A 13,320-nucleotide genomic window follows, 5' to 3' on the forward strand; every position below is an offset into this window, starting at 1 on the left:
TTTAAATTCATTTCTAATTCCTTCTTGACAACTAGGAATAATAAGGATTAAAATGAATTTATCTTATTTTAATAGTTGAGATGAAATTTTAGATTGTTAGAAGTTGTTCTTCACAATTATTAACGCACTAGAATTTAATTGCCGACCAAACGAAAGGAGGCTCCTAAACTTGTAAAAAATACAAGTGTTAGGAGCCTTTGTTGTCTAAAAGAAAATAGAAGAAGGTTATAGTATTCTTGTTCACAATTTATGCTTTACTACAACTGAATTGCCGACCAAACGAATGGAGGCTCCTAGACTTGTAAAAACACAAGTTTTAGGAGCCTTTTACTATATTAAAGGAGAAATAAAAGATGAGAGGGTGTTTGTATGTCTTTGTTAAAAGTCCAAAATCTATATAAAACCTTTGATACTACAAAAGGTAAAGTAAATGCTTTGCATGATGTCAATTTTCAATGCGAAACGGGTGAATTTATAACCATCATTGGTCCTAGTGGTTGCGGCAAGAGTACATTATTGAAAGCAATAGCAGGACTTGATTCTCATTATGACGGTCATATTTATTTAGAAGGAAGCGAGGTGAAAACTCCCTCTATTGACAAAGGTTTTATTTTTCAAGAACCGCGGCTTTTTCCTTGGATGACTGTAGAAAAAAATATAGCTGCAGACCTTCCAATCCATAGCGAAGAAATAACAAAAGAAGTAGAGAGATTGATTAAACTGGTTCGCCTTGAAGGTTTCGAAGCATCGTTTCCTAAGGAACTGTCAGGGGGGATGGCTCAAAGAGTTGCTATTGCAAGAGCATTATTGAGAAACCCAAAGGTATTGTTACTTGATGAACCGTTTGGAGCATTAGATGCTTTTACACGTTCGCATATGCAAGAGGTTCTTCTTGATATTTGGCAGGAAAATCGTACGACAATGTTATTTGTTACACATGACATTGATGAAGCGATTTATCTTGCAAATAAAGTAATCATTATGAATGCAAAACCGGGATCTATCAATGATATCGTAGCAGTTGACCTGCCATTTCCTAGGAAAAAATCGACATCATCCTTTCAAGAAATAAGAAACTTAATTTTAAATAAATTTGAAAAGGTGGATGAACTAGAGTTAATAAATAGTGCTGGAATATAGGAGGGAAATGAATTGAATAAAAAAGAAGATGTCGCGATACCTATTCATTTTAATACAAAGAGATTAGTAGATTTTAGCCAAGGAACAAAATATGAAAAATTCATGCGATTCCTTAGAGGAATTAGACTGCCAATTATCATCCTCTTTTGCTGGGAGCTCACTGGATTTCTACAAATGGTACCGGAAACTTTATTGCCAAGACCTAGTACTGTATTTCAAAAATTTATTGAACTTTCTGTGAGAGGGGAATTACTGCATCATTTTCTGGTTAGTCTCCGCAGATCGCTTAGCGGCTTTTTCGTTGGCGGGTTTCTCGCCTTAGTTGCAGGGGTTTTTGTCGGTTTCTTTAGCAAAGTGGAACAGTCAATAGATCCTACAGTGCAAATGTTTCGAACGATACCGACTTTGGCTGTCCTCCCTTTATTTATTTTATGGTTTGGCTTTGGTGAGTTTTCAAAAACGCTTCTAATTGCTAAGGCATCTTTCTTTCCTATTTACGTCAATACATTCTTAGGTATCAGAGGAGTAGATTCTAAGCTATTAGATGTTGCAAAAGTTCTTGAATTTAGTAAATGGAAACAAATAACGAAGCTTATAATTCCATCAGCAATGCCGAATATTCTGTTGGGAATTCGATTATCTTTAGGTGCATCATGGGTAGCCCTAGTGGGAGCAGAGCTGATGGGGTCAAGTGAAGGAATTGGGTACATGATTGTCGATGCAAGAACTTTCTCACAAACTTCTGTTATTTTTGTTGGAATCATTATTTTCGCTCTATTTGGAAAACTCACAGATTCGCTTATTCGGTATTTTGAAAAAAGATTATTAAAGTGGCGTGAAAATTTTAAAGGATAGCTGTAATCGTTGCATAAGTGAACGTGTGCTAATTTAATAAAAAAATTTATAAATAAATGGGGGATACCTAAATGAATAACCATGATAGGAAAATGCATCTTAATTTATTTTTAGCCAGTATGGGACATCATGAAGCATCCTGGCGTTATCCCGATGCTCCAACAGAACATTTATTTAACTTTACGTATTATAAGGAATTAGTCAAAAAAGCTGAACAAGCAAAAATGGATTCCATTTTTTTAGCGGATCGTACCTCAACATCATCAAAATCAGTTAAATATGGTGCGCTAACTCCTTTTGAGCCAACAACTTTATTATCAGCTTTGGCGGTTGTGACCGAAAAAATCGGATTAATCGGAACGGTTTCAACAAGTTTTAATGAACCCTACAATGTTGCTAGAAGATTTTCATCATTGGATTTCTTGAGCAATGGACGTGCAGGCTGGAATATTATCACTTCAGGCACTGATAGTGAAGCACAAAATTTCAACCTTGATAAGATTCCAGATCATGCCCTTCGATATAAAAGGGCGAAGGAATTTTTAGATGTGAGCATTAAGCTTTGGGATAGCTGGGAAGATGATGCAGTCATATTAAATAAAGAATCCGGGATTTTTGCAGATAGCCGAAAAGTGCATGAAATCAATCATAAAGGGGAGTTTTTTAAAGTTCGCGGACCTTTAAACATATCTAGTTCACCTCAAAAAAGGCCTGTTCTTGTTCAAGCAGGAACCTCAGAGAATGGGAAGGAATTTGCAGCAACATACGCTGAAGCGATTTTTACGGCCCAGCAAACGTTTGCAGATGCTAAAGCATTCTACAACAAAGTAAAAGAGAGAGTAAAGAAAAATGGAAGGAATCCTGATCAAGTCAAAATATTACCTGGTATTTGTCCGATTATCGGAGAAACCAAAGAGGAAGTAATTGAAACAGAATCTAAATTACAGGAATTAATGAATTTTGATCATAGCCTGATGCAATTATCTAATCGGATTGGAACAGATTTAACCTCTGCTAAATTGGATGAGCCATTACCAGAGCTACCTGTTATTGAAGAAATTCAAGGTCATAAAAGTCGCACCGAATTAATCATTGAATTGGCGCAAAGAGAAAATCTTACACTCAAGCAACTGTTAATCCGACTTGCGGGAGGAAGAGGTCATTACACGATTGTTGGCACCCCGCAAAAAATTGCAGATGAACTAGAGTACTGGTTTCTAAATGGAGCTGCTGATGGGTTTAATATTATGCCTCAAATAATGAATCCTGACTTTGATCTATTTATTCGTCTAGTTATACCAGAATTACAGAAAAGAGGTTTGTTTAGAACAGAATATACTGGAAATACATTGAGGGAACATTACGGTCTTGCTATACCAGACAATCAGTTTATGTCTATTTAACTTTAAAATAAAGCGAGGTTGGATGAAAAATGAAAACAATCCATAAAAATTGGAAGAACAAGGTTTTTCTTATCTTTTTACTAGCCGTTTTATCTATATTAAGTGCATGCGGTGCTGGCCAGGTAACGAGCAGTGGAGGAGAGTCACAAGAAAAAACCATCATTAACATAGGCGTTCAAGGAAAAGTAGGTGTACTGAATTATGCAAGAAACGAAAAAATCTTTGAGAAAGCATTTGAGAATGAAATTGTTGAAATAAAATGGGCTGAATTTACAAGTGGACCACCGCATTTTGAAGCCATTGCATCAGGAAGGCTTGATTTTGGTGCTACTGGGGGAACGCCACTAATTGCTGGCCAAGCTGGAGGTATCGACTTCCGTGCTATTGGGGTAACGAGTGATGGGAGAAAAAATTACGCAATTTTAGCGAGAAAAGATGCAACATTTAAAAGTATAGAAGATATAAAGGGTAAAAAGGTCGCTGTCGCACCGGGAAGTGGTTCTTCCAATTTCTTATTCGCTGCACTTGATAAAAACGGGCTTTCAGCTAAAGACATTGAAATTGTACCGTTACAGCCAGATGAAGCGCGTGCAGCCTTTGAGAATGGATCTGTTGATGTATGGGCGATATGGGAACCTTACTTGACAACAGCGATTCATCAATTAGGAGCAGTACCTATTCTTACTTCAGAAGATATCAATTTATTATCACCTGGATTCCTCATTTCCAGAACAGGATTTACAGAGGAGCATCCAGAATATACGGAACTATTTTTAAAGGCATATGAGGATGCGCGTAAAGAATATGATGAAAATATTGAAACGATATCAAAAGAATTGGCAGAAGTACAAGGTGTAGATGAGAAAATTATTCTCGAAGTAAATGAAAAAACAGAATCAATTCTCTCACCTACAACTGATGAATTTGCCAAAGCACAGCAAGAGCAGGCAGATTTTTTATATGAAGAAGGAGTTATAGACAAAAAAATCGACATTTCTAAAGTTATTGATAATACATTCGTTGACAATGCTTTAAAATAAAAAGGAAATAGTTAAAACCGCTTAAAAGAATAATACACACATATCGTTTATATTTCATATCCATATTTCAACTACCACTTTCGTTGAACCATGTACTCAAAAGTCATATTGGTGCTACATAGTTAAGCGGTAGTTTAAGAATATGCAATATACTTGGAATTAAATATCCCATTGTTTAAGCAGCCATGAACTGGATCACGGATGAACAGGGGAGCTGCCGTATCAAATGCAGGAGGATCTGTTTTTACTTTTCTTAAACTTGATCCTCTTGCCTTATATGAAATCAATATATATCCTCGTTCTTCCAAGTATTGAACGACTGGAGTTTGATAATGCCCAGTGGCTTCTAATATTACTGAAGGTTTCTTCCCAGAAACTTGCATTTCATCCTCAAGAAACGATACAAGTGAACTAAGTCCCTCAAGAGTATGACCTACTTTAAAGCTCTTACGATATGGCTTACCTTTATCTAGAAATGCTTGAACTTGACTTTTTTCTTTAGATATATCCAGACCTACGACTGGATTCATTCTAAATCTCCTCCTAATCTAGTAATTTGTCAGTAACCCCTAATTCCTCCATGAGTGTCACACCTTCACTTGTTATACGAGATCTACGTCCCAACCAGCCTCAATCATGTTTCTACAAGTAGGGGGCGAACGGTATAATTGACGGGGTCAAGCCCCACGTGCAGGTACGTTCTACCTAGGCTACTGTTATAATAAACCATATAAAAAATGGTCAACAGAAATATCTGGCTGACCATATAATACGAGCGGGCAGCATTTGTGGAATAACGAAGCAGTAATTTTGTTTATTTAATGATTAATGAAAAAAGTAAAAAGACATCACACTAAATCGCAATGATGTCTTTTTTTTTTATAAAAAGGAAAATTTCCTTTCTTTTTAGAAAATCCAGTTAAAAGGAGGTTTGTCATCTTTATTGAAATCTCCTATTAATGGAAGTGGCTGCAACATATTTTGTAAGGCATAAGCATCCCATGGAAAATGTTCTGTAATACCTAATCCTACAACATCATGTGCTTTTGCTAAATCTTGAAGGACCCGTATTATCGTTTCGATGCTAGAGCCCTTTGGGACTTTCCCAACCATTTTATCGTAAGTATCAGGATTAGCTATTAAAAGAGAACGAAATCCCTTAAGTCCAGTACATCTAAATCAAAATGAACGATAACCTTAAAAGGAATACGTGAATCCAGCCACTGAAATTTCCTACCATACCACTTTACTCCAAAAGAGGACGGCTTAATCAGAGGCTGTCTTTTTATGCAAATACAAGGTGACCGCAGCAAAACATTGAATAATAGACCGAAATGTTAAAAGAGAAATAACATTGACAAATTATGTTATGGATTTTACTATTTAAATTGTTAACCTTTTATTAGTTTAGGTTAACAATTAAAACGTGAGAGTGCAAATTATACATGAGAACAAATGAAATGAAGTTTTGAGAATGCAATAAGATTCCGAGAGAAGGAGGTTACCCGAGTTTGATCGAGGAAAATCTTTTTAGTGTTAGAATGAGAGCTTCCAAGAATGGAGCACATGAAGATGGTGGAAAGCATATTTCTGGCGGTGAACAAATTTCAACTTATAGTCATTTGAAAGATGCCGTAAATGTCCTGTTAGACAAAGCGTTAACTCATTCAAGAGGAAATCCTGATTTTATGCAGATTCAGATTGAATTAATTGATAAACCGATTACGAAATGCAAGCCATTACAAGTTGGAACCATTGAAGTGGAATCGGTAGAGGAAGGGCAATTAATAGCTAGGAATCTTTTAGAACAAGCAGGGGTTCCGATCGTGTGCATCGAGAAAGCCTACCAGCAAATGAAAGAATGTTCCGGTCTTAGAGGGGCGATTTTGTTTGATATTCACTCAGGTAAACGCGTGGATGATCGCAGCGATAAAGGAGTTCGGGTTTCCAGGATGGACTGGTTAACCACGAATTATGAAAAATGGGCTACCTACAACAATATGCTTGTAAGTCAACGGGTGAAGGAGGCTCTTGTTCTTGCAACAAAGGTTAATAGGCACCCTGCAACTGTGGCAGAATTATGCTGGTCAGATGATCCTGAATATATAACAGGTTATGTTGCAAGTAAAGAGTTAGGCTATCAGCGGATTACGAAGCTTAAAACATATGGTGATGAACATGGATGTCGAATCTTCTTTGTAAATGGCGCGAGTGATCTTGATTCATACATAAACTACTTAGAAAATGAGCCACTATTCGTTCAATGGGAGGAAGGAAATGACGCACGAGTTAATAGAAAAAAGTAAAAAGTATCTTTGGTTGCCATTCACACAAATGAAGGATTATGACGAAAATCCTTTGATCATCGAAAGTGGCAATGGCATAAAAGTGAAAGACATAAATGGTAAGGAATATTATGATGGATTTTCTGCCCTTTGGCTTAATGTCCACGGGCATAGAAAAAAGGAATTGGATGAAGCGATTAAGAAGCAACTAGATCTCATTGCCCATTCGACCTTGTTAGGGATGACAAATGTTCCAGCAACAGAGCTTGCTGAAAAACTAATCGAACTAAGTCCCGAAAAGCTATCGCGTGTTTTTTATTCAGATAGTGGTGCAGAAGCGATGGAAATAGCTCTGAAAATGGCGTTTCAATATTGGAAAAATATCGATAAACCAGAGAAGCAAAAATTTATTGCCATGCAAAATGGCTATCATGGTGATACGATTGGCGCCGTAAGTGTTGGTTCGATTGATCTTTATCATCAAGTGTACGGACCGTTAATGTTTGAGGGCTTTAAAGTACCGATACCGGATGTCTACCACTCTAATAGCGGCGACCCCGTACAGTGCCGGGATGAATGCTTGCATATACTTGAACAGCTGCTGATGGAACATCACCATCAGATCGCGGCACTGACGATCGAATCAATGATACAGGGGGCAGGTGGCATGATTGTCATGCCAGAGGGATTTTTGTCAGGAGTACGGGCACTTTGTACAAAATATGATGTATTAATGATTGTGGATGAAGTAGCAACCGGCTTTGGCCGTACAGGGAAAATGTTTGCTTGTGAACACGAAGATGTTCAGCCTGATTTAATGGCTGTTGGAAAAGGGATTACCGGAGGCTATTTGCCGATTGCGGCTACCTTAACAACAGAGGCGATTTACACAGCATTTTATGATGATTATCAAAAACGAAAAACGTTATTTCATGGACATTCTTATACAGGAAACCAGCTTGGATGTGCTGTTGCGCTTGAAAATTTACGTTTATTTGAAGCGGAAAACATTGTAGAAGAGGTAGCTAAAAAGTCAGAGTATCTTCAATTACTCCTCGGGGAGCTTCAATCGCTTCCGGCTGTAGGCGATATCAGACAGATTGGTTTTATGTGTGGAGTTGAGCTCGTTTCCTCAAAAGAAACAAAGGAGCCTTATCCTGCAGAAAAACGGATTGGCTATCACGTTACGTTGAAAATGAGAGATCTCGGTATGTTAACAAGACCACTGGGTGATGTGATTGTCTTTATGCCGCCACATGCCAGCACAATGGAAGAGCTGTATGCAATGGTTGCGATTATGAAGGAAGCGATTATCGAGGTCACGAGCGGAGTAACAAATGTCAGAGCTTGATGAATGGTTACATCAACATCTAATCAAGACAAAAGAGGCTGGCTTGTATCGCAAACTGCGAACGATGAATACGGCACCTCGTCCTAATATGTTGATCGATGGCAAAGGACAGCTTGTCTTTTCATCTAATAATTATCTAGGGTTGGCGAACGATCAACGTTTGGTAACTGCCGCTGAAACGATCCTCCATGAATTTGGATTAGGAAGCAGCGGCTCGAGATTAACGACTGGTAATACTGATTGGCATCACAAGCTTGAGGAGAAAATCGCCTGTTTTAAGCAAACGGAGGGAGCTCTTCTTTTTTCAAGCGGCTATTTAGCAAATGTCGGTGTGTTATCAACATTGCCTGAAAAAGATGATGTCATTTTAAGTGATCGATTAAACCACGCGAGTATTATCGATGGATGCCGACTATCAAAAGCGAAGACAGTTGTTTATAACCATATTGATATGGATGATCTTGAAAAGAAATTGACCGAAACAGCCTCATATAAAAGGCGTTTTATCGTATCAGATGGCGTTTTTAGTATGGATGGGACGATTGCTCCTCTTGATCAGATAATCTCACTTGCCAAACGATATCACTCCTACACGATTGTGGATGATGCTCACGCAACAGGTGTTTTGGGGAAGAATGGACGGGGTACAAGTGACTATTTCGGTGTTCGTCCTGATGTAGTAATTGGAACGCTTAGTAAAGCAATTGGTACAGAAGGCGGTTTTGTTGCTGGCTCGCACGTTTTAATTAATTATTTGCTAAACCATGCGCGAACGTTTATTTTTCAAACCGCTATGCCGCCAGCAATTTGTGCTGCTTCCTATGTTGCATTGGAAGTCATCGAAGAAAGTCATGAAAAGCGCCAGCAGTTATTTTCTAATGTGAAAAAAATAAAAACAAGTTTAGTAGAAATGGGTTATCTCGTAAAGGGTGATATTACCCCGATTATTCCAGTGATCATCGGAGATCCGAATGAGGCAGTCCTTTTTGCAGAAAAGCTGCAGGAAAAGGGGATCTATGCACCTGCAATCAGACCGCCAACTGTACCGGAGGGTGAAAGTCGTATCCGGCTGACTGTCACCTCTGATCATTCTACAAAAGATATCGATTATTTGTTAGAGTGTTTTCAATTCATCGGAAAAGAGCTGAACATCAAATGATGAATGGTATTTTTGTTACAGGAACAGATACAAATGTGGGAAAAACCATTATTTCTAGTGGGCTTGCAGCGGTATTAAAAGAGAAAGGGATCGATGTTGGCGTGTTTAAGCCATTGTTAAGCGGTATTTCTCGTGAAGATCCTGCAAGTGATACAAGCTTGCTAAAACAGCTGTCCAAAACATCTTTATCGTATGAAGAGATTACTCCCTTTGCATTTAAAGAGCCACTTGCACCGTATGTTGCAGGAAAGCTTGAGGGGAAGTATGTAACGCTAGAAGAGGTAATAAGTCATTGGGAAAAGATCAGAAGAAAACACGAATTTTTTATCGTAGAAGGGGCAGGCGGTATTTCAGTCCCACTCGGTGAACGATTCTTAGTTAGTGACTTAATAAAAGCGATGCAGCTGCCACTTGTGATCGTAGCGCGGCCGAATCTTGGAACAGTCAACCATCTTTTTCTAACCGTCCAATACGCAAAAAGTCTCGGTCTACCTGTTGCTGGGGTCTTGATCAATGGGATAAGTGATCATCCAGATCTTGCAGAAAAAACAAACCCAGCATTAATTGAAGAATTATGTGGTGTACCTATTTTAGGAATAACGCCAAAACTGAAAGAAGTAACGATAGAAAACATACAAAAGATCGTAAGAGAGCACATAGATGTGCCATTATTACTTAACGAAATGGGGATTAGATCATGAATAAATGGATGGAGCTAGCAGAACAAGTATTAGAGGGCAAGGAAGTAACAAATGAGGAGGCACTTTCCATTTTAGAGTGTCCAGATGATGATGTGTTATTACTCATGCATGGGGCATTCCAAATTAGAAAGAGATATTATGGCAAAAAAGTAAAGCTCAATATGATCATGAATGCAAAATCTGGACTTTGTCCGGAAAACTGTGGCTATTGCTCGCAATCATCTATTTCAACAGCTCCAATTAAATCATATCGAATGGTCAATAAGGATACCATCCTTGAAGGAGCAAAGCGTGCCCATGATTTAAATGTAGGAACATACTGTATTGTAGCAAGCGGCAGAGGGCCGTCAAATAAAGAGATTGATCATGTTGTTGAAGCAGTAAAGGAAATAAAAGATTCATACGGTTTAAAAATCTGTGCTTGTCTTGGACTGTTGAAGCCAGAACAAGCAAAGCGTTTAAAAGAAGCAGGGGTAGACCGTTACAATCATAATATCAATACATCAGCAAGCAACCATGCCAACATTACGACATCACATACGTATGATGATCGCGTGAATACAGTTGAGATGGTAAAAGAATCAGGTATGTCACCATGTTCAGGTGTAATTGTCGGCATGAAGGAAACGAAGCAGGATGTAGTAGATATGGCTAACAGCCTAAAAGCTCTTGACGCGGATTCCATTCCAGTTAATTTTTTACATGCCATTGACGGTACGCCACTACAAGGAGTGAAAGAATTAAACCCACTTTATTGCTTAAAAGTGCTAGCATTATTCCGCTTTATTAATCCTACGAAGGAAATTCGCATCTCCGGTGGACGCGAAGTCAACCTTCGTTCCTTACAGCCGTTAGGGCTTTACGCAGCCAATTCGGTTTTCGTTGGTGATTATTTAACAACAGCTGGGCAAGAAGAAAGTGATGATTATAAAATGTTACGTGACTTAGGTTTTGAGATTGAATCAGTAGATGAAATGAAAGCTCTATTAGCAGCAGATAAATAATGCGAGACTTATCGGACATTTACGGGCAAGTTATCGCCCACCTGCGCTTCATGTCCTACTCTAGCTTGGAAATGGGGATTTTACTGCTCGTTAATACGGGATAAAAAAAGAATGGTTGTACAAAGATGTGAGGTATCCATCCCTGTACAACCATCTTGATCATTTAAAGGAGGATGACATGAAAACAGATGTCAATCAAACCATTTCGCATTCACTTATATCTACTGAGTTTTTTCAAAACCCTTATCCATTTTATGAAGAGCTTCGATCCATACACTCGATTTGTTGGGGGAATTTGGTGAAAAATCCAGGCTGGTACGTAACTGGATATGATGAGGCAATAACGATTCTTAAAGATACTCGATTTCAAAATCGCATCCCGTTACCACAGACATCAAAAAAATATGAGTGCCTAAAAAACATACAACATGACATGATGCTTTTTAAAAATCAGCCCGACCATAAGCGATTACGTTTCATGGTTAGTAACGTATTTACACCGAGAATGGTAGAGTATCTACGACCTTTTATCCACGAAACAGTAAATGATTTGCTTCACCAGTTTCAACATAAGAAATCAATGGATGTCGTTTCAGACTTCGCGTTTCCTTTAGCTAGTCTCATTATTGCGAAAATAATAGGAGTGCCACAAGAAGAGCGATATCAATTTAAAAAATGGTCGGCAGACTTAATTCAAACCATTGATTTTACTCGTTCGAGAACGACGTTAGACAATGGAAATGAAATGACAATCATCTTAAGGGACTATTTTAAAGGACTGATTAAAAAACGGAAAAACAGCCCTGAAGAAGATCTTATCAGCTTGTTAATAAAAGCGGAACAGATTGGGGATAGGTTAACTGACGAGGAAGTAATCGCAACTTGCATTTTACTTGTAATTGCTGGTCATGAGACAACCGTTAATCTTATTAGCAATTCAATCCTTACCTTATTGAATCATCCACAGCAATTAATGGAGCTAAAGGAAAAATCCTTTCTGATTGAAGGGGCGGTTGAGGAGTTTCTACGCTTTGAAAGTCCAACACAAATGACTGCTCGGATTGCTTCGGAGGATATAAAGATCAATCAAACAACGATTAAAAAAGGTAATCAAGTATATATTCTGCTGGGTGCTGCAAATCGTGATCCAAATAAATTTCAAGATGCCCATTTATTTGACATAATGAGGGACCCGAATCCCCATCTTGCATTTGGATATGGCTCACATTTTTGTTTAGGGGCCCCACTCGCACGACTAGAAGCTCAAATTGCGATTAAATCACTACTAGCTTGGAAAGACAACCTTCAATTAGCTGCATCTGACTTGCAATGGAGAAAACTGATTGGATTTAGATCGTTATCTGAACTTCACATTACATTTGACTGAATGAGGAGAGAAAGAATATCGAGTTGTGGGTGACTGTCACAAGTCTTTGACAGTGGACACCCTCATAAGAAAAAGTATAGAAAAACAAATATAAAAGCAGTGGATTTCACAATTGAAATCACACTGCTTTTAGCATTTATCCCATTCTCAACGGGCAGTAAGACTCCCTCTTCAAGATTCGAGAGAACAAAAATGTTAATTATCTTTAGGGGAGTTTGGTGACCTAACATTAACGAAAATGATAGAAGGTGGTCAAAAGCGAAGAAGCCACCAAACATATGTAACTGCCAGGCTTCATAAGAAGCCAAAATATTACTTGATCAAAGATAGACAAAAACGTGCATCAACATCAACGATAAAAATGGCCATTGCGAAGCTCTTAGAGCGATACTAGGTTTCACAACGTGTACTTTTTGTAAGAGTTAATAGTTTACTAGCTTTGTATATGATATACATGTTGGATACCTGTAAAATAAGTCATTTATATTATTTTCCACAAAATCATAAGAGGGAAGTTATAGGGTTACTCATATTCACACTGTATCTGTCGATCTTTATCTATGCCTTTTATCCTTGCATACTTATTACCCCATTCACACATTGTGTTTAATACTGGAACAAACGATCTTCCTAGCTCTGTTAAGCTATATTCTACTTTTGGTGGAACCTCATTAAATACTTCTCTTCGAACAAGTCCATCTCTTTCTAACTGTTTCAATTGATCTGTTAAGACTTTTTGTGTAATTCCAGGTATTAATTCGTAAAACTCTTTTGTTCTTACTGATTTTTGACTCAAGTAAAAAAGGATTAAACATTTCCATTTTCCACCTGCAATATTCATAAAAATATTGATTCCTGTATTATACGTAACCATGATCAATCCCTCCCAATAGGCACCTTAAAGTGGCTAACCCACATTTTTGTGCGTTATTTTCTCATTTATTATTACTTACTATAATGAAAGGAGCAATAAATAAAAATTTCGGAGTTGATAA

At 37.9% G+C, this 13,320-nt stretch carries 12 protein-coding genes and 1 pseudogene; 10 read left to right on the plus strand and 3 right to left on the minus strand.

Going from position 1 to position 13,320, the window contains the following annotated elements; translation table 11 throughout:
- Nucleotides 1-369: 369 nt before the first annotated feature.
- The 4 genes from GMB29_RS11955 (at nucleotide 370) to GMB29_RS11970 (ending at nucleotide 4,438) form a co-directional block, all read left to right on the plus strand.
- Nucleotides 370-1,140 (plus strand): ABC transporter ATP-binding protein, encoded by a 771-nt coding sequence (locus GMB29_RS11955; protein ID WP_136358719.1) that lies wholly within the window; start codon nucleotides 370-372, stop codon nucleotides 1,138-1,140.
- A 36-nt stretch (nucleotides 1,141-1,176) separates the two neighbouring features.
- The gene (locus GMB29_RS11960; protein ID WP_406600348.1) at nucleotides 1,177-1,995 is read left to right on the plus strand and encodes an ABC transporter permease; all 819 of its coding nucleotides are present in this window, start codon (nucleotides 1,177-1,179) and stop codon (nucleotides 1,993-1,995) included.
- Nucleotides 1,996-2,066: 71 nt separating this feature from the next.
- Nucleotides 2,067-3,398 (plus strand): LLM class flavin-dependent oxidoreductase, encoded by a 1,332-nt coding sequence (locus GMB29_RS11965; RefSeq protein ID WP_136358721.1) that lies wholly within the window; start codon nucleotides 2,067-2,069, stop codon nucleotides 3,396-3,398.
- Between the two features lie 29 nt (nucleotides 3,399-3,427).
- The gene (locus GMB29_RS11970) at nucleotides 3,428-4,438 is read left to right on the plus strand and encodes an aliphatic sulfonate ABC transporter substrate-binding protein (protein ID WP_136358723.1); all 1,011 of its coding nucleotides are present in this window, start codon (nucleotides 3,428-3,430) and stop codon (nucleotides 4,436-4,438) included.
- Nucleotides 4,439-4,674: 236 nt separating this feature from the next.
- Here the strand turns inward: GMB29_RS11970 and GMB29_RS11975 are convergent.
- Nucleotides 4,675-4,968: pseudogene (locus tag GMB29_RS11975) on the minus strand (IS110 family transposase); the annotation flags it as partial.
- A 376-nt stretch (nucleotides 4,969-5,344) separates the two neighbouring features.
- A complete protein-coding gene (locus GMB29_RS27400) occupies nucleotides 5,345-5,551 on the minus strand; it encodes a hypothetical protein (RefSeq protein WP_227551673.1) in 207 nt (68 codons plus the stop codon).
- 398 nt (nucleotides 5,552-5,949) lie between these two features.
- On the opposite strand from GMB29_RS27400, the gene bioW reads away from it, so the two are divergent.
- The 6 genes from bioW to GMB29_RS12010 all read left to right on the plus strand — a co-directional run bounded on the left by bioW (nucleotide 5,950) and on the right by GMB29_RS12010 (nucleotide 12,325).
- Complete coding sequence (bioW, locus tag GMB29_RS11985; RefSeq protein WP_136358725.1) at nucleotides 5,950-6,744, plus strand: 6-carboxyhexanoate--CoA ligase; 795 nt, start codon at nucleotides 5,950-5,952, stop codon at nucleotides 6,742-6,744.
- Nucleotides 6,716-8,074, plus strand: a complete 1,359-nt coding sequence (bioA, locus tag GMB29_RS11990) for an adenosylmethionine--8-amino-7-oxononanoate transaminase (RefSeq protein WP_136358727.1) — start codon at nucleotides 6,716-6,718, stop codon at nucleotides 8,072-8,074. The genes bioW and bioA overlap by 29 nt, the downstream gene beginning before the upstream one ends.
- Nucleotides 8,061-9,233, plus strand: a complete 1,173-nt coding sequence (gene bioF / locus GMB29_RS11995) for an 8-amino-7-oxononanoate synthase (RefSeq protein WP_136358729.1) — start codon at nucleotides 8,061-8,063, stop codon at nucleotides 9,231-9,233. Before bioA ends, bioF begins: the two co-directional genes overlap by 14 nt.
- The gene (gene bioD / locus GMB29_RS12000; protein ID WP_136358764.1) at nucleotides 9,233-9,934 is read left to right on the plus strand and encodes a dethiobiotin synthase; all 702 of its coding nucleotides are present in this window, start codon (nucleotides 9,233-9,235) and stop codon (nucleotides 9,932-9,934) included. The genes bioF and bioD overlap by 1 nt, the downstream gene beginning before the upstream one ends.
- Nucleotides 9,931-10,938 (plus strand): biotin synthase BioB, encoded by a 1,008-nt coding sequence (bioB, locus tag GMB29_RS12005; RefSeq protein WP_136358730.1) that lies wholly within the window; start codon nucleotides 9,931-9,933, stop codon nucleotides 10,936-10,938. Before bioD ends, bioB begins: the two co-directional genes overlap by 4 nt.
- A 178-nt stretch (nucleotides 10,939-11,116) precedes the next feature.
- A complete protein-coding gene (locus GMB29_RS12010; RefSeq protein ID WP_136358732.1) occupies nucleotides 11,117-12,325 on the plus strand; it encodes a cytochrome P450 in 1,209 nt (402 codons plus the stop codon).
- Nucleotides 12,326-12,848: 523 nt separating this feature from the next.
- On the opposite strand, the gene GMB29_RS12015 is transcribed toward GMB29_RS12010, so the two are convergent.
- Nucleotides 12,849-13,199 (minus strand): winged helix-turn-helix transcriptional regulator, encoded by a 351-nt coding sequence (locus tag GMB29_RS12015; protein WP_136358734.1) that lies wholly within the window; start codon nucleotides 13,197-13,199, stop codon nucleotides 12,849-12,851.
- Between the last annotated feature and the right edge of the window lie 121 nt (nucleotides 13,200-13,320).

The organism is Metabacillus sediminilitoris (assembly GCF_009720625.1).
GTDB classification, from domain to species: domain Bacteria; phylum Bacillota; class Bacilli; order Bacillales; family Bacillaceae; genus Metabacillus; species Metabacillus sediminilitoris.

What these genes read in the sequence shown, in the direction of transcription:
- bioF (WP_136358729.1), top strand. Translation starts at nt 8,061, where the DNA reads ATGTCAGAGCTTGATGAATGGTTACATCAACATCTAATCAAGACAAAA.
- bioD (WP_136358764.1), top strand. Translation starts at nt 9,233, where the DNA reads ATGAATGGTATTTTTGTTACAGGAACAGATACAAATGTGGGAAAAACC.
- bioB (WP_136358730.1), top strand. Translation starts at nt 9,931, where the DNA reads ATGAATAAATGGATGGAGCTAGCAGAACAAGTATTAGAGGGCAAGGAA.
- bioA (WP_136358727.1), top strand. Translation starts at nt 6,716, where the DNA reads ATGACGCACGAGTTAATAGAAAAAAGTAAAAAGTATCTTTGGTTGCCA.
- GMB29_RS11955 (WP_136358719.1), top strand. Translation starts at nt 370, where the DNA reads ATGTCTTTGTTAAAAGTCCAAAATCTATATAAAACCTTTGATACTACA.
- GMB29_RS27400 (WP_227551673.1), bottom strand. Translation starts at nt 5,551, where the DNA reads ATGGTTGGGAAAGTCCCAAAGGGCTCTAGCATCGAAACGATAATACGG.
- GMB29_RS11965 (WP_136358721.1), top strand. Translation starts at nt 2,067, where the DNA reads ATGAATAACCATGATAGGAAAATGCATCTTAATTTATTTTTAGCCAGT.
- GMB29_RS12010 (WP_136358732.1), top strand. Translation starts at nt 11,117, where the DNA reads ATGAAAACAGATGTCAATCAAACCATTTCGCATTCACTTATATCTACT.
- GMB29_RS11970 (WP_136358723.1), top strand. Translation starts at nt 3,428, where the DNA reads ATGAAAACAATCCATAAAAATTGGAAGAACAAGGTTTTTCTTATCTTT.
- GMB29_RS12015 (WP_136358734.1), bottom strand. Translation starts at nt 13,199, where the DNA reads ATGGTTACGTATAATACAGGAATCAATATTTTTATGAATATTGCAGGT.